This window comes from Nocardioides alkalitolerans DSM 16699 (assembly GCF_000426525.1).
GTDB classification, from domain to species: Bacteria; Actinomycetota; Actinomycetes; order Propionibacteriales; family Nocardioidaceae; genus Nocardioides; species Nocardioides alkalitolerans.
Genome location: NZ_AUFN01000016.1, coordinates 1 through 24,615, shown reverse-complemented (window position 1 = coordinate 24,615; position 24,615 = coordinate 1). Strand labels below are relative to the sequence as shown.

The window sequence follows — 24,615 nt, the reverse complement described above, 5'->3', positions numbered from 1 at the left end:
CGTCAGTTGTGTACTGAACGGTCAGAAACGTAGATCGTTCCGTACTGAGTTGTCAAGAACTGTTTCCCGGCCTACGGTGACGGCATGGCGAGACCACGGAGCTTCGACCCCGACCACGTCCTCCACGCCGCCGAACGACAGTTCCGCACTGCGGGCTACCACGGGACGAGCGTGGACGACATCAGCACTGCGACCGGCCTGGGTCGCGGCAGCCTCTACGGCGCTTTCGACGGCAAGCGCGGGGTGCTGCTGCAGTCGATGGCCGGATACTTCGCCCGGCTGGCGCAGATCGCACCGCGGGCTCTCGCCGGACCTGACGAGGGCGCCCTGGAACGGCTGCACGGCTACCTGCTCCGCGCCGTGCACGGGGTGCCCCTCGCTGACGACGTGGCCCCCGTCGACGACCGGGCGTCAGCGTCGTGCTTCGCCTCCCGGATGGCCTTGGAGATCGGCGCCTCCGACGCCGAGGTGCAGCGGCTCGCCAACGACTGCTTCTCGACCATGGCGACGGCGGTGGCCGAGTGCATCGACGCCGCGCAACGTCACGGGGACCTCGACCCCGACGCGGATCCGCTGGAGCTCGCGTACCTCCTGCTGACCATCGTCCGCGGCACCGACGTCGTGGGCTCCTACGGACTCAGCCCCGAGCGCCTGACCGCCATCGCGGAGAGCGCGTTCGCCCTGCTGCCCCGACACCACCATCGCTGATATGACTTCGCCTGGTCGGCCGATGACCTCAACGCTGACTGGGTGAAGCGTCGCATCGAGACGGAGGTCAAGGACCGGTTCGGTGTCGAGGTCGACGCGGCCGGTGCTGCGGGAGCGCTCGACCCCGAGGTGCTGGCGGCCGCGGTCCGAGCACAGGAGCAGCTCGCCGAGGAGGACCGGATCCGGGCTGAGGCAGCGCGCGTCAGCGCGGCCGCCCAGGGCGTCGAGGCACAGTCGCTGATGGCCACCGCCACGCTCGACGAGGAGCGCGCCGACCAGCAGAGCGAGCGGCTGGCCGAGCAGGCCCGGGCGGCCGCGCTCTACGAGCCCGACCCCGACGAGCGGGCCGCGGCCCTCGACCAGGTCGCCGCGGCGTCGGCGGCGAACGAGCGTGCGACGCTCGCGCGCATCGCGGGTGTGGCCGCCTACGACAGCCGCGAGCGGCGCGCCGAGACCGCAGCCCAGCTCGAGGCGGAGGGCATCGCCCCGACGTGGTGGCCGCCCGGATGCTGGCGGACGTCAGCCAGGCCAAACCGGCCACCGAGGCCGTCACCGCGGGCACCAGTGAGAAGGCGGTTGGCTGAACGGCTCGGAGTAGGAGTGATTCACACCCTCGACCCCGACGGCCATACCGACAACGCGCACGCCGGGGCCTCAAGACCCAACAGACTGACCGCGCGCCCCACCATCGCGCTAGCTTCCGCGCTACCGGGTGCCGAACAGCGCTTCACGTTGGCGCACGAGCTGTTTCACCTCATGGCCGACCAGGACCTCGAGCGCGGGCTCACTCTGGTGAGAGACCCCCGTGAGCTGCGCGCTAACCGATTCGCAGGTGCTCTGCTTCTGCCCGCGGAGTCAGCAGAACAGCGAATCGGCGAGACCTTGACGCTGCACGGCTACCTCAAGGTCAAGGCAGAGTTCGGCCTATCGGTAGGCGCGGCCATTCATCGGGCGAAGGACTTGGGCCTCATTAGTGAGCGTCGGGCCAAGAGCTTGTACATCCAGTGGTCCTCGGCCGGCTGGCGTCGCGGCGAGGAGCCGGTCGACGTTGCGATCGAACGCCCGCTGCTTCTGGACCAAGCGTTGCGTCGCGTGTACGGACGCAGTCACATCGCGAAGGCTTCCCACGAGACCGGTGTGTCGGCGCACCTGATCGCCGCCTGGGTTGAGGCCTCGGACGACTCGGATCGACGGGCACCCGGTGACGTTGTGCAGCTCGCAAGCCGTGCGGCTACGAGGCGACCGAGCAAGTAACTTTTGTCGGAAACATCCCGTTGCTAGCCGCGTCGGCAGGCGCCGTTGTTACCCTCCTCGCGAAAGGGTGAGATTGTCGTTGACAATCTGACTATCATCGTCCTGCGTCGCCGCCACTCGACGGAGTGGTCGAAAAAGTGCCAATCACTGTCTTGCCGTCTTGAGCGTAGACGTCGTGCTTTTCGACACCGCCGTTTCGCTCCATGGCGACGAGATACTCCTCGACTGCCTCGCGGGATGCAAATTCCTCATTGAAGTCTTCGGTCAGCAGGAAGCCCAAGTCGCCCTCATCGCTAATGACTGCCATGAGGTCGGGGCGTGGCTCCTCTGCGGTCACGGCGGCGTCGATTCCGTAGGTGAGACCGTCGGCATTCCGTGGAAAATTGGCTGTAACGAGCTTCTCGCCGGAGGGGAGTCTCCAGTCCTTAACCTCCGCCGCCCGTCCTGAATGGTCCTGCGCCGAGATTTCTGCCGATGACAGGTCGGGATCGTTAGATGCATTGGATGTGCCGATGGCGACGACGGAAGCGACGGCGATGGCTGCGGCTGAGCCGATCGCTGCGCCGAGTGCGGAGGAGTTCCTCATGAGTGTTGTCCGCCTTTCAGCTAAAGACCATGAAGTCGGAGGTGGGGTGCGCCCAGTTGAAGTAGTAGTCCCGGTTTGGCGCCCCAAGCCACGTCTGTGTGGCACCAACCGCCCTCACCACCCCGGCGCAGTCGTGCCAACCGTAGGCGATGTAGCTCCATTCGTTGCCCTGGTTGAAGGACCATCCGGTGGTCTCGCAGAGCGGCCCTTGGTAAAAATTAAGGTGAGTTCGGACTCCGGCCAAGAGGCGAGGCATTCGCTGGGGAGTTTCCAAACCTACCGCCGTGCCGTAGGCATCGCCACCGGCACCAGTCCGACCCACCGTGGCGTTCACCCAAATGGCGAGGTTCGGGCCCGCGAAGGCCTTCTCGGGCCCCCACAACGCGGCAGCATGAGCTCCTGACGGCGTGAGCAGGATGACCGCGAACATGAAGGTCGCCACCGCTGACCTATACACCGCTCGAGCAGCGCCAGCCTCCCTCGGCTGACTTACCTCGGACTTCTTGCACTCGCTTTTCATGCCCTAGCCCCCCGAATCAAAACGGCGATAGTCCAATCACCCAGGCTCAGACTAGCTGTTGCGCCCGCATTTGGAGGCAAACTTTTCCTGTGCGGTCCGCGGCGACGACACTGCCAGGCGGACGGTCCCGAGGGGCTGCTCTTGATCGGCGCGACCAGGTCCCAGGAGAGTCGCTCGGAGTTGACGCACTTTCGCCCGAACGAAGCGGAGGCCATCTGCTGGCTCCACTCGTAGAGCTCTCTTACTCGGTCTGCTGAGAAGGTCGCGCTCATGAGGAGGATGCTTCGATGGTTACGAACGCCCCGGGCCGCCTCTGCTTTGCACGCGACCCGGGGCCTTAATGTTCGTGGTCGACCCAGGAACCGTCAGTTCTAGCGAAGTTCCGCTAGCCATGAGGCCCGCCCCTGCAAGCGCCGGCGGTGCGTCATGGGTGGGGCGTTCGCGCGTTGGACCGAGGCCCCGGACCTACTGGTCCGGGGCCTTCTCGCGTTCGCGCATCGGTGGTTGGGGCGGTCCATCGGGGGGTCGCGCCACGTCGAGAGTTCTTGTCGCACTGATATAATCTAGGTTATCGGCGGGTGCTTCGGCCAACTTTGATGGTCAGTTCTGGGCCCGACGTGCATGCCTCACGAGTCAGCGACCGCCAGCGAGGGAACGACCAGGTCCCAGCCGTCTCCAGCAAGCATCCGTCGCCGCCTGGGAGCGCCCCCATCCGTATCGGCTCACACCTACACACACCAATCGACGCATGGGTGCCCGACCAGTTAGGCATTTGCGAACGAGCGCGAGGAAGCGTTCTTGGCCACACAAGCCGCTCTCCTCGCCGGACACCTACGTCAGCGAACCCCGCGCGGCATGAGCTGCGTGCCTCACCGCTGCGTGCGGCGGACTCAGGTGATGGAAGGTCCCCGCCGGGCTGGGTTCTCGTTGCGAGAATCCAGCACCGGCGCCACGGCAGTCTTGACCGCAGGCCCGCTGCGGTCCTGAGCGTCGCGTGGATCGGTGCCGGGGCCACGTCCATCGGCCGCCTTCCGCTCGGCCGCGAGGCGGTCGCGCCCCGCTCGCCGGTCCGACTCAATGGCGACCGGCTCAGCCTCTTGCGTGGCGGACGGCCGTGACCTCCCGTTTCGGGCGACGGCCAGAGCGCGAGCTGCGTCGTTTGAGAGCAGCCGTAGTTCCGAGTCGACGTCGTCACCGTCGAGGATGAAGGCCAAGGCCTCAACATCGGTGTAGTAGTGGCGGATGTGCGCCTCGAGCTCCGGACCTGTCGCCTCTCCCATACCAAGTCGGTCCGCGAGTGCGATCACGTCGGCGGCGTCCTTAGCGCGCTGGGACACCAGCTTGGTGGCCAGGAGGAAACCCTCGTCTGCGTAGCGCACCGCGAGCCCTGGAGTGGCCGGCCTGACCAACGCTCCCTCAGGATGGGGCGGCATCCACATGCTGGCGCCGCTGTTCAGCCATTGGGGCGGTAGGTCCCGTTCCACCGCGATCTCACGAGCGACCTCGAAAACTACCGCGTCGTCGGTCAGGGCGTCGATATCGGTTGTGAGGCGTCCCTCCCGCAGCCCGGAGGCCACGACCGCGGCGCCACCCACCACGAACACGGCTGCCGCCGCCCCCCGGTCCCGCAGCCGGCGGTCCAGTTCGCCGAGCAGGTCGGCCGCCTCGGCTGCATCGAATTCGTGATGCCGACCCTGCTCAGCCATACAACGTCCTTGCCAGTCGGGTAGACCGGTGCGGCACCGATCGACACCAGGCGTTCATGCGGTCACCAGATCACGCTGAGGAACGAAGATGTTCAACTCTCGCAACCACACAGGAGTCTGAGTTCGAACGCGCTCCGGGCTCAGGAACGGGTGGGGCATGACCCACGGGTCGTCCAACGCATCGACAGAAGTCCATGCTGGCGAAGGAAGTCCTGCCTGTTCGAACTCTCGTCGAGCTAGGGCGGCCAGCAGGGCGTCCCAACGGGGCTCCCCCGTACTCTCCGGGGCCGCTTCCCAAGCACCCAGCAGGTCCTCATCCGGCTCACTGGCTGTCGTCGAGCCGGCAAGAATCAGGCGAAGGTGATCGCGGCCCTGAAGCAACATCCGCCACACCCAATCGTCATCACCAGACGCCAGGCTGACCCGCATCGCGGCCGAGGTCGCGGGAGCCGACATCAGACGACGCTCGCCGGCTAGCGCCATGGAACGAGCAATTCGCTTTGCTCGAAGGAAGAACCACGCCGAAGGACGCGTATGCCCGGTCAAGTACGTCGAGAACCGAGACCCCGACGTGCCGACAGCACGAGCGAACTCTCCCTGAGACATGCCAGTCTCCGCGACAGCCGTACGAAGAGCAGCCACAACAGTCGAGGTGTCGCGATCGAGAACCTGCATGTCAACAACAGTAGCATTATCGGAACCGATAACCACTGCCGGTTGGACCGAAGGGGTTCTCCTGAACCACCCCGCTCCGAAGCCCGGATGGGCAACTAGACGGACTCTGGTCCGTGCGGGGCGAGGAGGTTGGTTCCTGTCGGATCGTGTTGGCTTGTGAGTGAACGCGCGACCCCGAGGGCGTTTGCTGGGGCGGGCCCTGGGGCTACTGGTGCTGCATCAGCCCCCTTGAGGGGGGGGGTTGAGTCGCGGTATTGCGACATAACGATGGTTATCGGCGGCTTGTGGGACCCCGTCGTGAGATCTCTCAGGCGGTAGTAGTTACTCCTGCTAGAACCCAGCTTGACGCGTCGTTACCGGCCTAGGAGTCAATGACGAGCGGCGCTGCGAGATCACGTCAAGCGGAGCGCGCATCAGATCAAGCCGAGGAACCTCTTGTGCAGAAGGCCGCCCAGCTCGCTGACCGAACCTTGGGACTTTGACTCTTCCACCAGGACCTTTAGGTCGTCGTCGTCGAGCGGTGTCATGAAGCCCCGCTGATCCTGCGCCGTGTCGCGGCACGATTGAATTGTCTTGGACTTATCAGTGATCGTTCGACAGACAAGCAGACCGTACTTGCCACGCGACGGCGAGAAGCGACCAGCCAGTTGGTCGAACTCCGGATTCTTCACATCGCCAGCGTAGTTCTTGCACTCAACGAAGACGTGTCCGGCAGGGTGATGAGCGCCGAGCCAGCCAAAGAACCGTTTCGGGTCACCCGCGTTGGTGAAGGTGATGTCGATAATCTTTCGACCGTCATGCATCCGGAACTGGCGAATGGGGTTGAGGAGTTCGGGGTAAAAGAGGGCCGACAGCAGCGCCTCGGCTGCCCGTTCATAATCGGTTGCGGTGGGCTTACCAGTAGGAACGGCCAGCACCTCCGCTAGGAGGTTGTCGAGGTCGACCTCAGCAGTATCTGTCGCAGTTGCTACCTCTGCCGAGGTGGGCGCCCGAACTGTTCGCTGATCCTGGAGTGCACGGTAGCGGCTCAGGATGTCAGGAGCCTGCGCGGTGGTCGCGGCGTTGATGTGTTTGATGACGGCTTTATTGCCTGTGGCTGCCTTCGCGGCGGACTTTAGGCTGTCACTCAGAGCAGTCTTGCGCACCTTCGGTGTGCCCGATTTCAGGATGACCATAAACGGGGACTGAGGGTTGTTGTACTCAAGTTGCTTCAAGTGCTCCAAGACGTGCCACGTGTAGTAATCACCAGCGTTCAAGAACAACTTGCGGCGTGCGATTGACTTGGGCACCAACAGCAGTGGGCCCTGCGGCCCCATCGGCAAGTTATAGGTCTTCGTCTTCCAGCTGGTTGTTGTCAAGTCCCACTCGGGCCCGTTCAGAGCCACGCCACTGTGGAGCGGAATACCGTAGTAGTTTGCAACATCCACTGTGTACTCGGCCAACTGCTTACGAAGAATGTTTGTGGTTACGTCGGAGATCCGGTCCTCTTCGATACCTGGTACGAGCAGCGCCGTCTCCTCGAGGTCGGAGATGAGGCCAGTCGTGACCGCCGCGCTGCTGGAGAGTTCGTCGTAGAACTTCTTGGCAAGTCCAGCGCCGATGCCACTGCCCTTGCTGCTCTGTGAGTAGCCGAGATGTGTCGCGTTTTCCTCACTCAGGTGACCTAGCAGGTCGAGGGCGGCAGTTTTGTGTCCGGCGCTCACCTCATGCAGCACTCGTTGGAAGAAACTCTGAACCGTCGCGGTGCACTCGTCAGCCCAGTCTGAGTTGATGGTCGCTATCGCCGATGGGTCAATAAACAACGCGACGTCTTTATCGACGTACACGTCAATAAAATCGAAGGTGCCCTGTGTGCCAGATAAGCCAAAAAATTGCGAAAGTCGCATGCCCCCCCCTGCTGGTTGATGGGCTAGAGGTTAGCGGTGATCCGCGCCTCGCGCTAGACAATGAATGACGTCCACTTGACTGGAACGACCAATGTTGTCGGTGGTGCCAGTGGCGCCTACTCTCGAGGTCGGTGCCAGAGACGGCTTTGCCTTAGTGTCGCGCGGCCGATTTAATGGTCGTCCGTGGCCTCCGTAACGAGAAGATGTCCCAGGCTTTGAGGCGTAAGTTCTTTCGCTGTTTTGGCCACCAAGTCAGGTGGCCCGGACCTGTTTTCAGCGCGTCGGGTTAGCCAGGTCTCGAGTGCGTCCAGAGAAACGACTCGGCCAGATTGACTTCGGTCCACCTTCTTGGCGCGGATGAAGTTTGGCTGCAACTGAACGAGGTGCCACCGCGACACGCCGTCATCTGCCGGGTCTGGCTCAGCATAAGTATTGGCCACGGCGACCGGCCTCCGGTCGGTGTACCCCAAGCTGATGTGGCCTACCGCCGTGGCGGGGCAGGCTGCGTTGGACGGACGGGTATAGAAGGCGAGCATCTGGATGTCGTGCAGCCGGAGCACCGATCTGTTCTGATCTTCGTGCTCACCGTCGGCCTCAGGGTCGACCGCCCGTGCCTCCGCCAGGAATGCGTTCCAGATCCGACGCAGTTGAGCCATAGCGTCTTCAGAAGCCCGCTCGCGTTGTGCAGCCTGTTCTTCCTGGGTCGCAAGTTCGTCCTTGCGGCGGCGTCCGCGGACAGCGAGTGATCGGAGCCCCTCAAGCTCGGTGCTGGTAGCGGACGCTCCAGAGAGCATTTCCAGTAGTTGTGCCGCAGTCACACGGGAGTCATGCGTCTTTGAAAGGGCGTAAGTTAAAGCGCGGGCCATCACGACGTCCTTGACAGCGTCGAGGTCCGGCAGATCGGTCAGGTGACGTTGTCGGGAGTCTGTCGGAAACGGGAGGCTTCCGGTTGCAAGTTCGTACAGGGTGCAACCGAGCGAGTAGACGTCTGAGCGGACGGTATGAGCTCCGCCTGCGATCACTTCGGGGGCCGTGTATGCGCTCGTTCCCATCCCGATAAAGGTGATGGTCTCAGTCTGGTGGTCGAGCATCCTGGCGATGCCAAGATCGGCCCAGCGCCAGGCCCCGTTCCAGAACAGAGCGTTGCTCGGCTTTACGTCGCGGTGCACCACGCCGCGCTCGTGGAGCTGAATAAGTGCTTTAGTCAGTTCGATGCCAACAAGCCGTGCCTCGAGGTCGCTCGACGACGCATGAGGGACAGTTGCTGCTGCGGTTCTCCGAGTCGTGATGACATCGGCAAGCGATTGTTCGGCTCGAGGAAATACCAGGAATAGGCGGTCCTCAGAAAGGTGCAGAGTGAGAAGTGGGACGACGGCATGTGTACCGACCGCATCAAGATGCGCGCCTACGACCGCTTCACGCATGGCGGCGCGCGCATCGCGCACCCACGGCTCAGTTCCGACACCGGCCCGGATGTCGACCACCTTCACTGCCACGGCTGCCCCATCTGGACCAGTTCCCGCCACCACGCGTCCCTGGCTCCCGATACCGAGCACGTCGGAGAAGTCGACGTCGTACTCGGAACCGTCCTCCCCCACAACAATCTCGTTCGAGCTCAACCTCAATCCCCCAGACGGCGCTCCGGGGCGTGCGCCGCCCGCACGAGTGTCGAGGGGGTTCGCGGACGGTGTGTTGCGCTGCAGGGAAGCGGCCATTGGAGACGAGAGGCCGGGCAGCAGCGCCAACAGTGCCTGCGCAGTTGTTGCTGGCCGTAGGCGCCTAAGTTGCTTACGAGAGAGTTCGACGTTCCAGTTGCCCATCTCCGCAGCGCCGCTCGCGGTCGCCCAAAGTTGTGGAAGGGTGGTCCACAGCGCGTGCTGGCGTCTGAGCAGGTCTGTTCGGCCCTCTGCGGGAACGGCGGCATGTTCTGAGACCACCTCGGGATTGATTGTGATGGTTGCAGGTCCCGGAGGAGCCGAACGCGCCTCTTGGACTGCCCATAGGATCGTGTTGGCCAGGATCTTGAGATCTCGGTCAGCGGCGGCGACCCTCAGTAGACCCGCAACAGTAAGTCCGACGGTGTCGGTGCCGAATGGTTCGTGGTGTCCTAATCCATAAAATAGCGACCGTTCGAGATCGTGAACCTCGCCCCAGGGATCGTCAATCCCGCCGCTGCGGTCGAGGTCGTCGTCGAGTTCGTCCCATGTTGGCCACCGGTTCTTAAGGGTCAGAATCTCGAATACTCGCTCAAGGACTTGCTGCTGCCGCAGGTTGCGCATCAAACTCGCCTCGACGAGTTCAGCGAACGGCGAGCCCACCTCACTCGGCATGCCCGTAGGGGCTATCGGATCGGGGTCGGTCGCCACGGGGCGGCTCCTACTCGTAGTCGTCGGCTCGTGCGGGGCTTCACGCGTCCAACGGAGGCCCGGGGGGTCAAACGGTCTCACTGCCCACGTTTGCTATCAGTGCTTTAGACGGTCGCATGGGAACTGCCAAGGCGGGTGCGTCGCAGCGGCTCGTTCCTAGCCGTTGGAGAGCGCGCCTCCGACCTGGAGGTCGTGGATGCTCGCGCGGGGACGTGCTGGTCGTGCGAGGCTCGGCAGCCGTCATCTGTCACGGCCGAGGCGGCGCATCAAATGAACGATTACCTGTCGGTCGCTGGTCTCTAGCCTGGAGCCCAGGCGGATGAATTCCGGCAACCATGCTGGTTCTTCGGCGGCGCCGCGCAAGTTGCCGGCAAGAGGAAAGTACTCGTCGTCGACCAGCTCGTTGCCCGTCTCTTCAACGGGCACCAGGATCCGTGCCTCTCGCAGGGTGTGAAGCAGGGCGTCGCCGAGGCTGCGGTGATCGTGCTTGCCCGAGCGAAGCCAGTTGACAATCTCGGTCCCCTTGTAGGTGGCGGTGGGTCGGGTGATTCGCGGGAGAACGGCGGCCGCGGCCACGTTCAGCAGTTGTCCGCGTTGGACCGGTTCGTCTACTAGCGGCGCCGCCAGGCTGAGTAGCTGGAGCGCGTCGCCACCGAAGGGCACGGAGCGCCCTGTTTCCCATCGCTCGACTGTGGCCGTACCGATCTCCGCTGCCGCGGCGAACGAGGCTTGCGTCATTCCAAGCGAACTGCGTAGCGAGCGGATAACAAGCGGCCAGTCGGTCGCTACGGGCCATTCGGGCGCAAACTCTGTGTGGTGCGCTGTCTTGAAGTACACGAGCCCGTCGCTGGGGTTCTCGCCCTTCCCCTCGGGAAAGGAGGCCGTCAAGAAGGCCGTACTGGTCCAGCCAGTCTGTGTCTGCACCTGACTTGAGCCAGGGAAGCGCGCGGCACCGCACTCGATGAACCGCTCTGAAAGCTCATCCATCGTCTCGTACACCATCACAAGATAGATGATGGTGGAACCATCGCGCTAGTGATGGGATCGTTTCGCCATGGATGTCATCGCTGGCCCTTTAATGGGGCTTACCGAGTTCGTACCCCCGCTGCTGCTGGGCGCCGCCGTACTCGTCGTTGCTGTCGGCTGGGCGATCCGGGAATCTGGGCCTGAGATGCGTGCCTGGCTGAGCTTCCTGCGTGATCGCCGACGATGACAATGCCAACTCGTGGGCGGAGAAGGACCCGCCGTCCCCCACCTTGGCGGCATAGTGGCGCGTTTGCGGTGCGGTCCAGGCACGTGATCCTGCGTTCGGCCAGGTCAGCAGGATTCTTCTGAATCTCGCGGCGTCGACGAGACACTAGCGCCCTAGAGGTGTCAGCCTGGACGCATGACAACACTCAAGGCACCGAAGATCGCCTACCGCGCAACTCTGCGAACCGTCGAGGTCGACGAGCCCTATATGGTGAAACTCGACGGGGTTACCGCCGGAGATGACGACGTCGTCACCGTGCATGACCACGTCACCATTGGCGACCGGAACGTCGTTCGTAGCGCCTCGGGCGATGGCTTCTGGCACCTCGCAGCAGACCTGGCGGGGACAACGCCGATCCCCACCGCGGTCTTCGCGCCTCACGCGACAGCGTCGTTCGTCTTTCCCGCCCGCCAAGGCCCGGCTGATCGAGTCATGCGCGAACGGGCGGCATCACTCTCCCCCGCGGCCAGGCGCGAGCCGCCCATCCTCTCGGAGGCGGGCCACCACGACCGACATCTTTGGGGGAAGGGCCGCGTGGGGATAGAGCGAATGACGACCGTCAACTTGAGTGACGCCATCTACCTGCTCGAGCAGTCCGAGAAGTACGCCGGCGCCCTCGACGGGTGGAGGTCGTCAGATCGACACCGGTACTACGTTGCGCGAACCGGGACCCGGGCAGTTGGTCTCCTAGGTGGGGCGGTCGACTCCGATTTCGGGTCTCACGACACCCTTGCGGCGGGGTCGATCCCGCCGGCGCCTCACGCTTACGTCTCCCTCGTTCTCGTGCAGAAGGAAGGGCGACGTGCGGGGGCGGGAACGGCGCTCGTTTCGGCGTTCGTCGCAGATGCGGCCAGGGCGGGCTGCTCGTTCGTTGCCGCAATGCTGGATACGGGTCCAGAGCTCGACCGTAGGTGTGCTTTCTTCGAAAGCATGGGGTTCGTGATCACGCCGGACTTCTTCGCCGGTATGCCAGTACACATCCGGTGATACCGGTTGGAGCTTGAGGGCCAGTCTGCTTTCTGAGGATCAGTTCACGGCGAGAGCTGTCAGGGGGTCTCCTGCGCCGCGGCGGCCTTGGTTGCTCCCCACATCGCCTTTGTCCAGAGAGCGGCGTCGAGGAGCTTGAGGTCCTCATCGACGGGGACCTCGATCTCGTCGCGGAGCCGTGTGAGCTCGTGGAGGACGGCGGGATGGGTGATGAGGTAGGCCATCACCTGGATGTCGACGCGGAAGGATCCGATCCCTCCCGTCTTCAGGGCATGCCCGGCGAGATACCTGCAGACGGCGTTGTCGCGGACCGGGAAAAGGTGGGGGCGTTTGCGGGCGCACAGCTTGGCCGCGAACACCCAGTGGTTGGAGTTCTTCTCGTCGGTTGCCAGGAGGGTGCGGAAGATCCCCTGCAGCTCGTCCATCCGCTCGAGCGTGGCGGCGGATCCACCAGGTGCGTGCTCAAGGTCGCTGAGTGCCGTGTCGTGCGGGATGGCGTGCAACAGGGCGCCTGCTCGCTTGCTGGTGGCGTCGAACACGAGCCTCGCCTGGCGGGGCTCGATCTTCATGCTGAGCGTGGTGACGGCCCATAGGTCGCCGGCTGTGATGGTGTGCTCGGCGTTGTCGTCGGCGTCTGAGAAGAGGAGGCCGGCGTAGTTGCTGTCGGGGTCGTAGTACGACGAAAGCCGTGCGGTTGCGGCGTCTCCGGCCAGGGCCTCAAGCGTGGCCGCCAGGGCGCGGTCTAGTACCTCCTGGCGTGCACGCACCCAGCCGCGCGGGAGTGCGAACGTGCGAACTCCATCCCCGTACACCGCCTGCGTGGCGGCCGTCTCAGCGCTCTCAGCGCCGACAGTCATGCCGAGGTCGGCGAGGACACGGCGGCTGGTCTGGGAGTGGAAGGCGGTCGGTTCTAACCCGGTGGCGAGGGCTAGTGCCTGCTTGACGGGCCAGCGAACGCCGTCGACGTCGACCCAGTGGTCGCGGATGGTTTCGGGGACTCGACCCCGGACAGCGTCGACAACGTCCTGAGCGGTGAGGTCGAACTCCTGCTTGGCCAATGTGAAGTGCATGAGACTTCATACCGCCTGCCACCGACGACGGCGCCCGACAGAGCGAGAACCCGCCGGGGAAGCGGGCCGGCGCTGAACCACGGGCGTTGTCAGTAGCTGGAGCGATGATGAGGATGGCGACCTGTGGAGGAGCGGTAGCCCAGCGGCTATGGCTGCACGAGACTGATGACAACCAGACGCCTCCGGGGCAAGGGGGGCACCCGCCCCGGAGGCACGGACCTGATTGGCAGGAACCATGACGAACTCTACGAGCTCACGGGCCACTTCGGCTTCTGCTGCTGCGGGCGCGGCGCTGACCGATGAGCAGATTCTGTGTCTGACGATGGCGGTGGCTGATCGCCGCGACGAGATGAGGCACCTCGCGCAGTCGGAGGAACCGGGGGCGCCCGAGCGTGCTCCGTTCGAGCGCGAGGCCGCCACCGCTGACAAGCTGCATGATCTGCTCGCGTCGGCAACGGCCGTGGTGGTGGAGCAGTGAGCGAGGACCACGCCGGACTGGATGAGCGCCTGCTCGAGCAGGGCACGGGGCCGTTATGGGTGCGGGTGCCGGCCGCCGCGATGCTGCAGGACCTGATGGACACGTCGGGCCTTTACGGGGACTCGTTCGAAATTCTGTCCGCCGAGCTCGACGCCGCCGTTGCTGGGGCGGAGCCTGACCTTCGCTCGTACGTGTGGCACTACCACGTCGAGCACCGCCAGGGCATGCGGACGATGGTGACCGAGCAGCAGGGTGCGCCCCCGGCGTTCGACGAGGCGCGGTGGCGCGAGGACCTGGCGGCACGCGGTATGGCCGCTGAGTCGGTGCAGGTCCTGGTCGAGCAGCTCAACGACCCGACGTCGTTGCTGCTCGCTGTGGCGGTGACCCGTGACGACGATGCCCGCTCGAAGGTCGTCGAGCTTGAGGCTGCCCGCGCGGCGGTGGTGGCGCCGTACGAGCGGCGCCTGGAGGCGCTCGAGGACCAGCGCGACGCCGAACGCACCGCCTACGCCTACCGAGTCCAGGCCGAGCTCGAGGCCGAAGCGCAGCGCCGATACCCCGGCGCCGTTCTCGTGGTGGACCTCGACCACGACTTCTACGGAAGCTACGACGACGAGGAGGATGCGCTCGAGGACCACGACACCCCTGCGGCGCAACTGCTCGACCACGCGCGCATGCACACTCCGCTACCCGGCTCCGGAATCGCGCCCATCGACTACCCGGCCGCCGTCCCGATCGCGCAGGTCGAGCGCGACGCCGGCCGCCTCCCGCACACCCGCCTGCGACGAGGCTAAAGAGGACCCGCGGATCACTCCACAGGCAACCGCCTTAGCCGACTGCGGACTGTCACGGAGTCGCCGTCTTCGATCAGTTCCACAATCTCTTCCCCCCACCTCGTGCGGGGACCGATCATAAGGTCAGCCACCAGCGCCGCATCATCAGGGTGATGGACGACGTGGCGCTCGGCCTGCGTGGCCACGAGCGCGTTGAATCGCTTGGCCTGTTCCGAGTTGCCGCGCCCCGAAGCGTCAGTCACTGCTTGAGCGCGGACCTCCGTGTCGCTGGGCTGACGCAACACGAGCAGGTGCCTTCGACCCACCGCCATGAACAGCAGCGGCGCAGTCAGTGCCGTGACTGGTTCACCACCGGGATCGAACGCGACGATGGGCTCGTCGCTGGTGAGAAGGCATGGTTCGTCGAAAGTGAGGACTAGCCACGAGCGCTCCCAAAGGCTGGGCAACACTTGCTGCACCGCGAAACGGAGAGCGTTCTGGATGGCCAAGGCCTGATCCGGCACCAGCCGGGGCCCGTCGGGGCCGTACGCGCTGTCAATGAACGCAGCAACGTCGTCGGGCTCGTGCGGGTCACCCCGTTCGGCGAGCCATTGGCGCACCTGTTCAGGCCTGGTCTCGGCACGCATGTGCTTACGCATGAGGAAGGTCGCTAGCTGCGACTGGTCGTCGCGAAAGCGCTGACCACGCGCCGCCTGCAGCGCGATGAAGTTGCTGAGGTTGTACTTGTCCTTTGCTGTCCTCGGCGGGCGCCCAGATTCGACAAGGCGGTCGAACGCGCCTTGCGCGCGACTTTCGAAGACCCCCAGGAGCTTCTCGATGTGCTCCGCATCCAGCACGGCCGGGTCGTCGACGTCCTCTGGACCGAGCCCCGTGTGCCACCCGTAGAAATCATCGAGGTTCAAAGCGTGCTTGGCCGTCGTGACCTCTGCTCTGCTCAGGTCGTCACGATCGACCAGCACCAGTCGCTTGTCTGAGTCCGCGAACCGGCGCAGGTACATCTGCGGAACGTAGTGATGCCTTGTCACGGGATCAACGGTACGTACAGACGAGGTCCACCCCCACCGATTTTGCGAGCAGTCGCAACTTCGGATGCCAGCGTTCAGAAGAGCGATCGCTGGTCGGCATCCGGACCGCCAGCGCGCCGGACTTCCTCCAAATCTGCGCCTCGCCGTATCGCTTCGCGGATGTCGAGCGCTCGCTGGTAGGACCCTCTGACGTCTCGCAGTGGCCCGCCGATGCGGTGGCGACGGGTGGCCCATTCCTGGCCGTTCGAGAGCGCGTCTCCGACCTGGAGGTCGTCGACGTTGACGCACAGCGGGTTGTCGCACCGGTGGGTCAGCATGGGTGCGGCCGCGAGCGCCGCGGCATTGTGGGCGAGCGCGTACGCGAAGCGGTGGGCGATCACGACGTGGTCGCTCCCATCGGCCTTGGTTCGGACCCAGAACCGTCCGTGCCCGCGCCCGGAGATCGCGCCGATCCACCAGACGCAAGACGAGCCCGGCACCAACATCACGTGGGACCAGAACCGCCGCGCTACCCGGTCGTCACCTAACACCGCTTCGTCGACCTCGAGGTCGAGCACCCGTCCTGCCGGCGACTTCTCGGGGAGCGGTGCTGCTGCCGTTGGTGTCTGTGTGGTCACGTTAGCGCTGCCGCGGTCCAGCTGCGCGCCGACCTGCAGTGACGAACTCAGACTCAGCAGACGTGCCCATCTGCTGATCCGCCGTGGAGGCGAGTCGCTCGGCGAGGACGTCGAGCCGGGTGACTGCGCTTCGCCCCCGGGTGGCTGCTGCCCTCGCTGCGCTCGCCACTGACAGACGAGCGCGTGAACGCTCGTGGGCTCGACCCTGCGACACGGCGGCTGCCGTCGACGGGGCGACCGGATGCTGTGCGTCGGTGCGGACGCTGTCCTCCCCAGTCGGGGCGAGCGGCGCGTCGGCGGTCACCCGACCGGCTCCGACGCCTGCGGCAGGGTCTGGCGGTCCTGGTCGTCGGACTGGTTCGCGTCTGCGGCCGATCCGTCGGCATCTACTGAGGAGTCCGTCGTCGAGGTCTGGGCGGCTGCGTCCCGGCGCAGCTTCTTGACCTCGCGAACGGTGAGACCGAGCAAGGTCGCTGCGCTGGCCGGCGTCTCATCGAGTTCGTCGACTAGAGCGACAATCGCGGCTCGCATCTTCGCGGTGCCGTCTTCGACGAGCAGTTCGCCAGCGAAGTAGTCGGCGGCTGCCTGCGTGATCATCCCGTCGCGCGCGGCGCGCTCTGCCTCGCGGCGTCGCAGCGCCTCGCGAGCCCGTTCCCGCGCCGCCACCTGCGTTGACCGTGCCATGTGGGTTCCCCTCGTTCGATTCCCGAGTCATCGACTTAAGAAGACGCTAGCAACCAGCAAGGCAGGAAGGCCAGAGGAGCAAGGCACCACGCAGCGAACACATCACTCCATCCACCCACCTAAGCCAATTCCCAGCATAAAAGTCCTACACACCTCTTGCACTCTGGCGAGTGTCGTACCATCTGGGCGTGATGTCGCTGCACAAGCTGTCGGCGGGTGACGGGTACCAGTACCTGATCCGCCAGACGGCTGCGGCCGACCAAGACCTCGCCGGACGTCAGCAGTTGGCCGACTACTACAGCGAGAAGGGCGAGGCGCCGGGCCGATGGTTCGGCGAAGGCATCGCCAACCTCATCGGTGTTGAATCGGGTTCAACGGTGAGTGCGGAGCAGATGCGAGCGCTGTTCGGCGAGGGCCGTCACCCAAACGCTGACGCCCTGGAGAGCGCCGCGATGATGACCGCGAGCGGAGCACCAGGTGCCGCTGCAGCAGCAGCACGAGCGGCATCTGCGCTGGGCCGGAGGTTCTCCACGCCCCGGTGTGAGAGCGACTTCGTCGTCGAGTGCAGCCGGGCCTACGAGGCCTTCAACATCGAACAAGGCCAGCCCCGCACTGCGCCGGTCCCGGATGACGTGCGAGCCGAGATCCGCACCAGCGTGGCTACCCGGTTGTTCACCGAGAAGCACGGTCGCCCACCCGCTCCGGGGTCGCGTGAACTGTCCGGGTTCATCGCTCGCGAGTCACGTCCGGCGGAGCAGCCGTGCGCCGGTTACGACCTGACGTTCAGCCCCGTCAAGAGCGTCTCGGCGCTGTGGGCCGTGGCCGATCGCGAGACCTCCGAAGTCATCGAGGCTGCCCACCAGGCGGCCGTCGAGGACACCGTGCAGTGGTTGGAGCGCGAAGTCATCTATAGCCGTCGCGGCGCCGGTGGCGTGCGCACCGTCGACGTCGACGGCGTGCTCGCGGCAGCGTTCGTCCACCGCGATGCACGCTCTGGTGACCCCGACCTCCACACCCACGTGGCGATCGCCAACAAGGTCCGTGACCCCTCCGACGGAGCCTGGTTGGCCATCGACGGGCAGGTGCTCTACAAGCACACCGTCGCCGCCTCCGAGCGCTACAACACCCGCATCGAGGCCGAGCTGAGCGCCCGACTGGATGTCTCGTGGACCGACACGAACCGAGGCCCCAAGACCACGCCCCAGACGGCCCACGAGTCGGCACCCGCGCAGACCCAGACAGCGGCGCGGGTGGCGGGGCCGGGGAGCGGGAAGCGAGTCGTCCGGGAGATCGCCGGCGTCACCCCGGAACTGCTCGACCGGTGGTCGCAGCGACGTACCGCGATCGAGGACCGGATCGCGGAACTGACCGCGAAGTTCGAGACCGACCACGGCCGTGTCCCGTCGAGCAAGGAGGCCCTCGGGCTCGCCCAACAGGCCAACCTCGACACCCGCGAGGCCAAGCACGAGCACCGCTCCCTGGGCGAGCAACGCGACCAGTGGCGCCGCGAAGCGCTCGAGGTGCTCGGCGGCTCCGAGCAGCTCGACGCGATGCTCGCGACGGCGGTCACCGGCGACCTGACCCCCGCCAGCGACCTGACCGACGCCGAGGTCGACGACCTCGCGGCGAGGGTCGTGGCCACCGTCGAAGGCGAGCGTGCCCGCTTCCAGGCGGCCCACGTCATCGCCGAAACCCAACGCGTGCTGCGCGCCCGCGGCGTCCCCGTCGAGCACCTCGAAGGCGCCGTCGACCGGGTCACCCGGGCGGCCCTGAACGACGCGGTCGTACAACCGCTCTCGCGTCCCGACCCGGGCGACGCCGACACCTCGAGCGTGGCCAGGATGCTGCGGGCCGTCGGGATCTCAACGGAGAAGCCAGTGGCGACACCGCCAGCCGTTCCAGCCGCTTTGCAGCGCGCCGACGGCACCTCGCAGTACGCCCGGCCGGGCGCACAGCTGTACTCGACCACCGCCGTCATCGACGCCGAGAAGACGCTCGTCGAGGCCGCCGCCAAGCACGGCGCGCCCGTGGTCAGCGACCTCGATCTGGCGGTCGCGTTCCTCACCGAGACCGCCAACGGGCTGACCCTCAACGAGGGCCAGCAGGACATGGTCCGTGCCCTCGGTACCAGCGGCGCCCGCGTCCAGCTCGCGCTCGCCCCCGCTGGCACCGGCAAGACCACCGCCATGCGCGCACTGGCCAACGCGTGGCGCAACTCCGGCGGCAACGTCCTCGCGCTCGCACCCACCGCGGCCGCTGCCAAGGCCCTCGGCGCGTCCCTGGGTGATCCCACGGGATCACCCGCCGAGACCCTCGCCAAGCTCCTCCACGACCTCCGCAACGACACCCCCGATGGGGCGCACTCGCGTGTCTACAAACAGACCCTCATCGTGGTCGACGAGGCAGGGATGGCGTCCACGCCCGACCTGGCGGACCTCGTCCGCTACGCCCGTGAGCGGGGCGCAACCGTGCGCCTGGTCGGCGACGACCAGCAGCTCGCAGCCGTCGGCGCGGGCGGCGCACTGCGCGACATCGCCACCGAGGTCGGCGCCGTACGCACCCTGGCCGACGTGGTCCGCTTCACCACACCCGGAGAAGCAGCCGCCTCCCTCGCACTGCGCGAAGGTCACGCCGACGAGGCCCTGGGGTTCCTCCTCGACCACCACCGCGTCCAAGCCCACGCCCCCGGCGCCATCGTCCGATGCGTCTTCGAGGCTTGGCAGAACGATCAGGACCAGGGTCTCGACGCGCTCATGATCGCCGCGACCAACGACCAGGTGACCGAGCTCAACCGGCTCGCGCAACTGCACCGCCACGCAGCCCGAGACGCCCCTCGCGACGCGGCTGACGGGGGCCCCGCTCAACGTCCGATCCACACCGCGACCGTGGCGCTCGCCTCCGGTCTGCGTGCCGGCGTCGGGGACACCGTGGTGACGCGGCGCAACAACCGCCAGCTGCGGCTTACCACCACCGACTTCGTCAAGAACGGCGACCGCTGGCTCGTCGACGGCGTCAACAACGACGGCGGCCTGGTCGTGGTTCACCGCGACACCGGACGCGCGATCGTCCTGCCGCCGCACTACGTCTCGGCCCACGTAGACCTCGGCTACGCCACCACCATCCACGGCGCCCAGGGCCAGACCGTCGACGCCTGCCACACCCTCATCACCGGAGCCGAAGACCGCGCCAGCCTCTACGTCGCGATGACCCGCGGACGCAGCACCAACCTCGCCTACGTCGCGATGGGCGGCGACGGCGACACCCACAACGTGCTCCACCCCGACCAGGCCGCACCGAAAACGGCCACCGAGACACTGCGCGCCGTCATCGAGCGCGACAACAGCGCCGTGTCGGCCCGCACCACCATCCGCCACGAGAACGACCCCGCCACCGCACTGCGCGAGGACGCCGCCATCTACCGCGACGCCCTCGGACGCACCGCAGAACTGCACCTCGAGGCAACCGCCCCCGGCGCGCTCGACGCCCTCACCGAGCACGCCGAGGCCCTCGTGCCCGGTGTTAGCCAAGCCCGCAGCTGGCCGCTGCTGCGCGCCACCCTCGCCCTCCACGCGCTGGCCGACCCGGGCGGCCCGGGCGGCCCGGGCGACCCGGGCGACCCGGGCGTCGACGAGGTCTCCTCGGCCGAGGACGTCACGGTCGAGACCGAGAGCGAGGTCCCCGCTGCTAACGAAACCCCTGCCGTGGACGACGCCCCGGCGTCGACCGCGGTCGAGGAGTGGGAGCCGTACGACCGGCCCCTCACCGCGGAGCAGGCCGATGCCGCTGGCGGGCAATCAGCGACCGGGGAGACGGACTCTGCGAGCGGCTCGGCGCCGGACCCGACGGCGCTCCCTGCCGTCGTCCGGGCGGCGCTGGCAGACCTCGAGCGCGCTGCCTCGGTGCGCGCGATCCCCGACGACGTCGACGACCTCGCCGCGCTCCTCCTGGCCCGGGCACATCCCACTCCCAGCCAACAGAGGAGCGAGCAGCCGGGCCCGCTGCCGTGGTTGGCCGCGCCCCCCGCGGTCCTCGCCGACAGCGACGAGTACGGGACCTGGCTCAGCGCCCGCGAACGCGCCGTGAAGACCTCCGCGACCGCGCTCACCGACCAGGCCCGCGCCTGGACCCCCGCTACCGCGCCAGCGTGGGCCCAGCCCGTCCTGCACGACACCGACCTCGTGGCCGACCTCGCCGTGTGGCGTGCCGCGAACGACGTCACCGACGTCGACCTGCGCCCAGCAGGCCCGCGACCCTCCGACCGCAATATCCGCAGGCACTACAACCGCCTTACCGACCGCGTACGCCGCGTGCAGCCCGCCGCGACGGGACGCTCCGCCGACTGGTGGGCCACCCACCTGCGCGACCTCCTGCAGGCCAACCAGGTCGGCCAGAACGCCAGCGCCGAACAGCTCAACGCTCTGGTCGACAACCTCGCCGGCGAACACTGGTGGCCCGTGCTCACCAGTCGCCTCGACGAACTCGCCCACGGCGAAGACTGGATCACCCCCGAGCTGGTCGACCAGGTCCTCATCGACCAGGACGAGGACCTCGAGGTAGACGTCGACGAGCCGCACGTCGACCAGGAGCCGGCCGACCAGGAGCCGGTCGACGTCGCCTCGCTCGACCTCGCTGCAGGTGATCCCACGGGATCACCCACACCAGACGACACCGACAACCCCGGTGACACCGCGGGCTCCGGGGGCTCCTCGCACGACGACGCCGCTCCGGCTCCTGCCGTCGAGGCGGTGTCGGAGCAGGTCGCCGGGATCGTCGCGATGCACCGGCTCGCCGAGGCGTTCTACCGCACGCAGTTCGAGGGCAGCTGGGCGCCGCAGTACCTCGAGGAGCGCGGACTCGACGGACTCCTCCCCAAAGTCGGGTACGCCCCCCGCGGCCAGCGAGCACTGGTCGCCCACCTGGTGGGCCACGGCTACACCGAGGACGAGATCGCCGCCGCCGGGCTGGCCACCGAACGCGCCACCGGAGTGGTCGACCGGTTCCGTAACCGCCTCGTCCTCCCGATTCACGCCACCCTCGCCAACGGCGAGGTGGCGCCCGTCGGGTTCGTCGGCCGCGCCGCGAAGGACGCCGGCGACCGGACTCCGAAGTACCTCAACACCTCCACCACCCCCGCCTACGTCAAGGGCGAGACCCTCTACGGGCTGGCCGAGCACCGTGACCTCCTGGCCGCTGGTGCGGTTCCCGTGCTCGTCGAGGGGCCCCTGGACGCCGAGGCGGTCACCCTGGCCAGCGCTACCAGCCCGGCGGGTTCGCCCCGGATGGTCGGCCTGGCGACCTGCGGCACCGCCCTGACCGCCGAGCACGTCGCCGCGCTCGGCGAGGTGGTCGACCTCGACCACGCCACCGTCGTGGTCGCCGGCGACAACGACAGTGCGGGACGGGCCGCCTCAGCCCGGGCGTGGGACCTGCTGGCCACCGCCGGGGCGCTCGACACCCGCACCGTCGCGCTCGGCTCCCACAAGGACCCTGCGGCCCTGCTGCAGGGCGACGGGCCCGCCGCCCTCGCCACGGTGCTCGAGCAAGCGGTCGAGGCTCCCGCCGACAGCCCGGCCGCCGCAGCGACCTCCCTGCACGCTCAGGTCCTCGCCGACCGCCTCGAAGAGTGGGCGCCCCAGCTCGACCACATCGACGGCCGCCTCGGCGCCGTGCGATCACTAGCCGGCGACATCGCCCGCGGCACCCCCGACCAGCAGGCCCACGCCAGCGCCTTGCTCCTCATGCGGGTCGACCTCGACTCCGACACCATCCTCACCGAACTCGACCGCGGCCGCGGTGCCAAGGCCCCCGCCACGGCCGGTGGCGAGAGCGACGACCAGGAGGAGCTCGAGCTGCCCGGGCAGTACGGCGTCGACGCCATACTGGCGCACGCGCTCCGCACGCCGCTCCCCGACGAGCACGCTGCAGCGGCGCTCTGGTCACGGATCGCTGCCGCCACCGGTGGCCGACCGACCTCGTCGGCAGGAAGCCCGGAGCGCGTCCTGACCGACCGGCTCGACATCGCGACCGCCGCCCGGGTCACCACCACCCCGCAGTGGCCAGCGATCCGCGCCCTCACCCGCAACGCCACCCGCCCCCTCGTGGCCGCGATCGCCGGCGTCGACACTCACGACTTCGCGTCGGCCGAGGACTACGCCACCGCGCTCCTCGCCGCCGTCGCGCCCGGCAACGAGCCCGCCGGACCCGACGGCCGCGAGATCCTCCGAGAGGCCCGAGCACGACAGCGCCTCCGCGAACGTGTGTCGATCCCGACTCCCGGCCCCTCACCCGATCTTCAGCCTGACCCGGCGGTAGAGAAGCGGCCGCGCCGGATCGACTCCGATGCGCCCCGACCGGAAGATCAGCGGCCCCCTGACCATCGGATCTGACCCATGCCCCTCTAGCAGTGCATTTATCCTTCTTCTGACAAGAGACTGGGTGGTTGGTATGAAGATCATTTCTGAGTTTGGCGCAAACACGGAAACCGATTGGTTCCGTTCCGCGAAGCGCGGTATCGGAGTGGTCGGGGCGGCGCCCTCTGCCGTGTTCGTCACCGGGAATTTTGACGCCACGGTACGACGACTCACTGGCGCCCAAGGCTTCGTCTCCACTCGCGGAGGCGGGACGACGGCCGCGAAGACCCTAATCGGCCCTCCTAGTGTCGTGATTCTAGATGCTGAATTCTTTGAAGAGTTCCCCGAGTTGGCCGAGCGTCTGGCTGCGCACGAAGCTTGCCACGTTTCGATGAACTCGCGTGAAGAATCAACCTCGTTTCACCACGATCTAGCCCGCACGCAAACGGAGTACAACCGCATCGCGGTTGCCGGTGAGTTCCTAGAGGAGTTCCGGTGCGAACTCACCGTGGTGAGGCGCCTTCGCTATTCGATATTGCCAGGGCATCAACGCCAGGAACTCAGTGAGTCGCTGAGCCGCCAGCACTCGCGCACAGCTCTACTCAAGGTCATCGGTGTAGCTGCTGCGTCGGCCGAAGAGGTCGACGGTGATCTCGACGTTTACCCCGAGATGCGTGGGAGCGTCGACTGGAAGCAAGCCCGCGGTCTCAACTGGCAGGCAGTGCTGGAAACTCTCCGGGCCGTCCCAGGGGCGACCGAGCTCCTGCCGAGGGAGGACTACCGGACCACCATCAGCCGTCTTGCCGTGCTTCTCTGAGGACACCGACCGCCGCCGCGTCAGTGCGCGATCACCACAATCCTTGCGCGAAGCCGATGATGCTCGCGGCCACCATGAGCGCGTGGACGGAGTTGGCGCGAGTGAACTGCTCGGGAGTGACACGGTGCGCGGTGCCGTTCCGAGAGAAGGCAACCTGCGGCGGGTTGGGCCGCTCGTCTTTCGAATGCACCTTTTCCAGAGGGAGTAAGGCGAACCAAGGGCGCAATCGAAGCGTCTCGACATAACTCGCCCCCTTGATGCCACCCTTCAGAGACTTTCGACCGACGACGTAGTCCCGATGTGTGATCGATTCGTACTCCCGTAAGACCGAGTCTAAGACGCTAGAAGCCATTGCCTGTGCTGATCTGAAGAATCCGGCCTCGTAGGCGGTTATGGCTTCAGATAGGGCCGCCCCATGAAATGGGAGGTCGTCCTTTACGCAGAGACTTAGTACAGAACTGCACGCGGCGAGAATTTCGGTAGAGCGTGAAACAAGAATTGCCCGTCGGTCCTTCGAGGTGTCGGCCTCGACCAATTGTTGCGCGGTGCCTGCGTCAGGTACGAGAAAGAAAGGTAATCCTTCCTCGATCATTATTGCAGCGACAGCCTCGAAGTCCAGATCGACTGCCGCGCGAAGATTTCGAGGTCGTGTTCGCGTTGCGAGCCGAGCGAATTCCGCACCGAAGTCCGCAGCGTCAAAGGTCGGCCGGAGGGCGGCAATCATGGCCGCGAAGTCCGGCAGCACCGGGAGGAACGCGGCGGGGTCGTACTTGGGCTGGAGCGCGGCGAACGTGGCCGCGAAGTCCGGCAGCACCGGGAGGAAGGCGGCGGGGTCGTACT

Annotated in this window: 19 protein-coding genes; 7 read left to right on the top strand and 12 right to left on the bottom strand. The window is 66.5% G+C overall.

All coding sequences use genetic code 11. From position 1 onward, the window contains the following. Positions 1 to 84: 84 nt before the first annotated feature. Together K329_RS0115430 and K329_RS29700 are read left to right on the top strand one after the other, a co-directional pair. A complete protein-coding gene (locus tag K329_RS0115430) occupies positions 85 to 708 on the top strand; it encodes a TetR/AcrR family transcriptional regulator (RefSeq protein ID WP_028473756.1) in 624 nt (207 codons plus the stop codon). Between the two features lie 42 nt (positions 709 to 750). Continuing rightward, on the top strand, positions 751 to 1,962 hold the full coding sequence (locus K329_RS29700; RefSeq protein WP_052336968.1) for an ImmA/IrrE family metallo-endopeptidase: 1,212 nt from the start codon (positions 751 to 753) through the stop codon (positions 1,960 to 1,962). A 94-nt stretch (positions 1,963 to 2,056) separates the two neighbouring features. On the opposite strand, the gene K329_RS30975 is transcribed toward K329_RS29700, so the two are convergent. From K329_RS30975 to K329_RS0115395, 7 genes are all read right to left on the bottom strand, one after another. Further along, positions 2,057 to 2,548 (bottom strand): hypothetical protein, encoded by a 492-nt coding sequence (locus K329_RS30975; protein ID WP_157571765.1) that lies wholly within the window; start codon positions 2,546 to 2,548, stop codon positions 2,057 to 2,059. Between the two features lie 16 nt (positions 2,549 to 2,564). Beyond that, positions 2,565 to 2,990 (bottom strand): hypothetical protein, encoded by a 426-nt coding sequence (locus tag K329_RS0115415; RefSeq protein WP_028473754.1) that lies wholly within the window; start codon positions 2,988 to 2,990, stop codon positions 2,565 to 2,567. 968 nt (positions 2,991 to 3,958) lie between these two features. Continuing rightward, positions 3,959 to 4,774 carry a hypothetical protein gene (locus K329_RS0115410; protein ID WP_028473753.1) on the bottom strand — a complete coding sequence of 272 codons (816 nt, stop codon included), beginning with the start codon at positions 4,772 to 4,774 and terminating at the stop codon, positions 3,959 to 3,961. Positions 4,775 to 4,828: 54 nt separating this feature from the next. Further along, positions 4,829 to 5,449: a helix-turn-helix domain-containing protein gene (locus K329_RS30360; protein ID WP_084541348.1), complete on the bottom strand. Its 621-nt coding sequence runs from the start codon at positions 5,447 to 5,449 to the stop codon at positions 4,829 to 4,831. A gap of 413 nt (positions 5,450 to 5,862) precedes the next feature. Beyond that, positions 5,863 to 7,335, bottom strand: a complete 1,473-nt coding sequence (locus K329_RS0115405) for a hypothetical protein (RefSeq protein WP_028473752.1) — start codon at positions 7,333 to 7,335, stop codon at positions 5,863 to 5,865. 170 nt (positions 7,336 to 7,505) lie between these two features. Next, positions 7,506 to 9,701, bottom strand: coding sequence for a protein kinase domain-containing protein (locus K329_RS30355; RefSeq protein ID WP_084541347.1), 2,196 nt, complete (start codon positions 9,699 to 9,701; stop codon positions 7,506 to 7,508). 240 nt (positions 9,702 to 9,941) lie between these two features. Then, on the bottom strand, positions 9,942 to 10,700 hold the full coding sequence (locus K329_RS0115395; RefSeq protein WP_169721602.1) for a helix-turn-helix domain-containing protein: 759 nt from the start codon (positions 10,698 to 10,700) through the stop codon (positions 9,942 to 9,944). 388 nt (positions 10,701 to 11,088) lie between these two features. On the opposite strand from K329_RS0115395, the gene K329_RS0115390 reads away from it, so the two are divergent. Next, on the top strand, positions 11,089 to 11,940 hold the full coding sequence (locus K329_RS0115390; protein ID WP_028473749.1) for a GNAT family N-acetyltransferase: 852 nt from the start codon (positions 11,089 to 11,091) through the stop codon (positions 11,938 to 11,940). Between the two features lie 59 nt (positions 11,941 to 11,999). Here K329_RS0115390 and K329_RS0115385 read toward each other — a convergent pair whose 3' ends face one another. Further along, the gene (locus K329_RS0115385) at positions 12,000 to 13,010 is read right to left on the bottom strand and encodes a DUF6308 family protein (RefSeq protein ID WP_028473748.1); all 1,011 of its coding nucleotides are present in this window, start codon (positions 13,008 to 13,010) and stop codon (positions 12,000 to 12,002) included. A gap of 235 nt (positions 13,011 to 13,245) precedes the next feature. On the opposite strand from K329_RS0115385, the gene K329_RS0115380 reads away from it, so the two are divergent. Next, positions 13,246 to 13,488 carry a hypothetical protein gene (locus K329_RS0115380; protein ID WP_028473747.1) on the top strand — a complete coding sequence of 81 codons (243 nt, stop codon included), beginning with the start codon at positions 13,246 to 13,248 and terminating at the stop codon, positions 13,486 to 13,488. Then, positions 13,485 to 14,282 carry a hypothetical protein gene (locus K329_RS0115375; RefSeq protein WP_028473746.1) on the top strand — a complete coding sequence of 266 codons (798 nt, stop codon included), beginning with the start codon at positions 13,485 to 13,487 and terminating at the stop codon, positions 14,280 to 14,282. The genes K329_RS0115380 and K329_RS0115375 overlap by 4 nt, the downstream gene beginning before the upstream one ends. A 14-nt stretch (positions 14,283 to 14,296) precedes the next feature. Here K329_RS0115375 and K329_RS0115370 read toward each other — a convergent pair whose 3' ends face one another. The 3 genes from K329_RS0115370 to K329_RS0115360 all read right to left on the bottom strand — a co-directional run bounded on the left by K329_RS0115370 (position 14,297) and on the right by K329_RS0115360 (position 16,608). Beyond that, positions 14,297 to 15,307 (bottom strand): DUF4238 domain-containing protein, encoded by a 1,011-nt coding sequence (locus K329_RS0115370; protein ID WP_281169819.1) that lies wholly within the window; start codon positions 15,305 to 15,307, stop codon positions 14,297 to 14,299. 74 nt (positions 15,308 to 15,381) lie between these two features. Beyond that, the gene (locus K329_RS31300) at positions 15,382 to 15,864 is read right to left on the bottom strand and encodes a hypothetical protein (RefSeq protein ID WP_052336966.1); all 483 of its coding nucleotides are present in this window, start codon (positions 15,862 to 15,864) and stop codon (positions 15,382 to 15,384) included. Between the two features lie 360 nt (positions 15,865 to 16,224). Next, positions 16,225 to 16,608 carry a hypothetical protein gene (locus K329_RS0115360; RefSeq protein ID WP_028473744.1) on the bottom strand — a complete coding sequence of 128 codons (384 nt, stop codon included), beginning with the start codon at positions 16,606 to 16,608 and terminating at the stop codon, positions 16,225 to 16,227. A 191-nt stretch (positions 16,609 to 16,799) separates the two neighbouring features. Here K329_RS0115360 and mobF point away from each other — a divergent pair, with 191 nt between their 5' ends. Then, positions 16,800 to 22,994: a MobF family relaxase gene (mobF, locus tag K329_RS27170; RefSeq protein ID WP_084541345.1), complete on the top strand. Its 6,195-nt coding sequence runs from the start codon at positions 16,800 to 16,802 to the stop codon at positions 22,992 to 22,994. Positions 22,995 to 23,052: 58 nt separating this feature from the next. After that, positions 23,053 to 23,775 (top strand): hypothetical protein, encoded by a 723-nt coding sequence (locus K329_RS0115350; RefSeq protein WP_157571762.1) that lies wholly within the window; start codon positions 23,053 to 23,055, stop codon positions 23,773 to 23,775. A 31-nt stretch (positions 23,776 to 23,806) separates the two neighbouring features. On the opposite strand, the gene K329_RS31295 is transcribed toward K329_RS0115350, so the two are convergent. Further along, on the bottom strand, positions 23,807 to 24,615 hold an 809-nt coding region (locus tag K329_RS31295), incomplete at its 5' end, for a hypothetical protein (protein ID WP_028473742.1).

Excerpts from the sequence above, each read along its gene's own strand:
- K329_RS0115430 (WP_028473756.1), top strand. The coding sequence starts at position 85 with ATGGCGAGACCACGGAGCTTCGACCCCGACCACGTCCTCCACGCCGCC.
- K329_RS30975 (WP_157571765.1), bottom strand. The coding sequence starts at position 2,548 with ATGAGGAACTCCTCCGCACTCGGCGCAGCGATCGGCTCAGCCGCAGCC.
- K329_RS0115410 (WP_028473753.1), bottom strand. The coding sequence starts at position 4,774 with ATGGCTGAGCAGGGTCGGCATCACGAATTCGATGCAGCCGAGGCGGCC.
- K329_RS30360 (WP_084541348.1), bottom strand. The coding sequence starts at position 5,449 with ATGCAGGTTCTCGATCGCGACACCTCGACTGTTGTGGCTGCTCTTCGT.
- K329_RS0115405 (WP_028473752.1), bottom strand. The coding sequence starts at position 7,335 with ATGCGACTTTCGCAATTTTTTGGCTTATCTGGCACACAGGGCACCTTC.
- K329_RS0115390 (WP_028473749.1), top strand. The coding sequence starts at position 11,089 with ATGACAACACTCAAGGCACCGAAGATCGCCTACCGCGCAACTCTGCGA.
- K329_RS0115385 (WP_028473748.1), bottom strand. The coding sequence starts at position 13,010 with ATGCACTTCACATTGGCCAAGCAGGAGTTCGACCTCACCGCTCAGGAC.
- K329_RS0115380 (WP_028473747.1), top strand. The coding sequence starts at position 13,246 with ATGACGAACTCTACGAGCTCACGGGCCACTTCGGCTTCTGCTGCTGCG.
- K329_RS0115360 (WP_028473744.1), bottom strand. The coding sequence starts at position 16,608 with ATGGCACGGTCAACGCAGGTGGCGGCGCGGGAACGGGCTCGCGAGGCG.
- mobF (WP_084541345.1), top strand. The coding sequence starts at position 16,800 with ATGTCGCTGCACAAGCTGTCGGCGGGTGACGGGTACCAGTACCTGATC.
- K329_RS0115350 (WP_157571762.1), top strand. The coding sequence starts at position 23,053 with ATGAAGATCATTTCTGAGTTTGGCGCAAACACGGAAACCGATTGGTTC.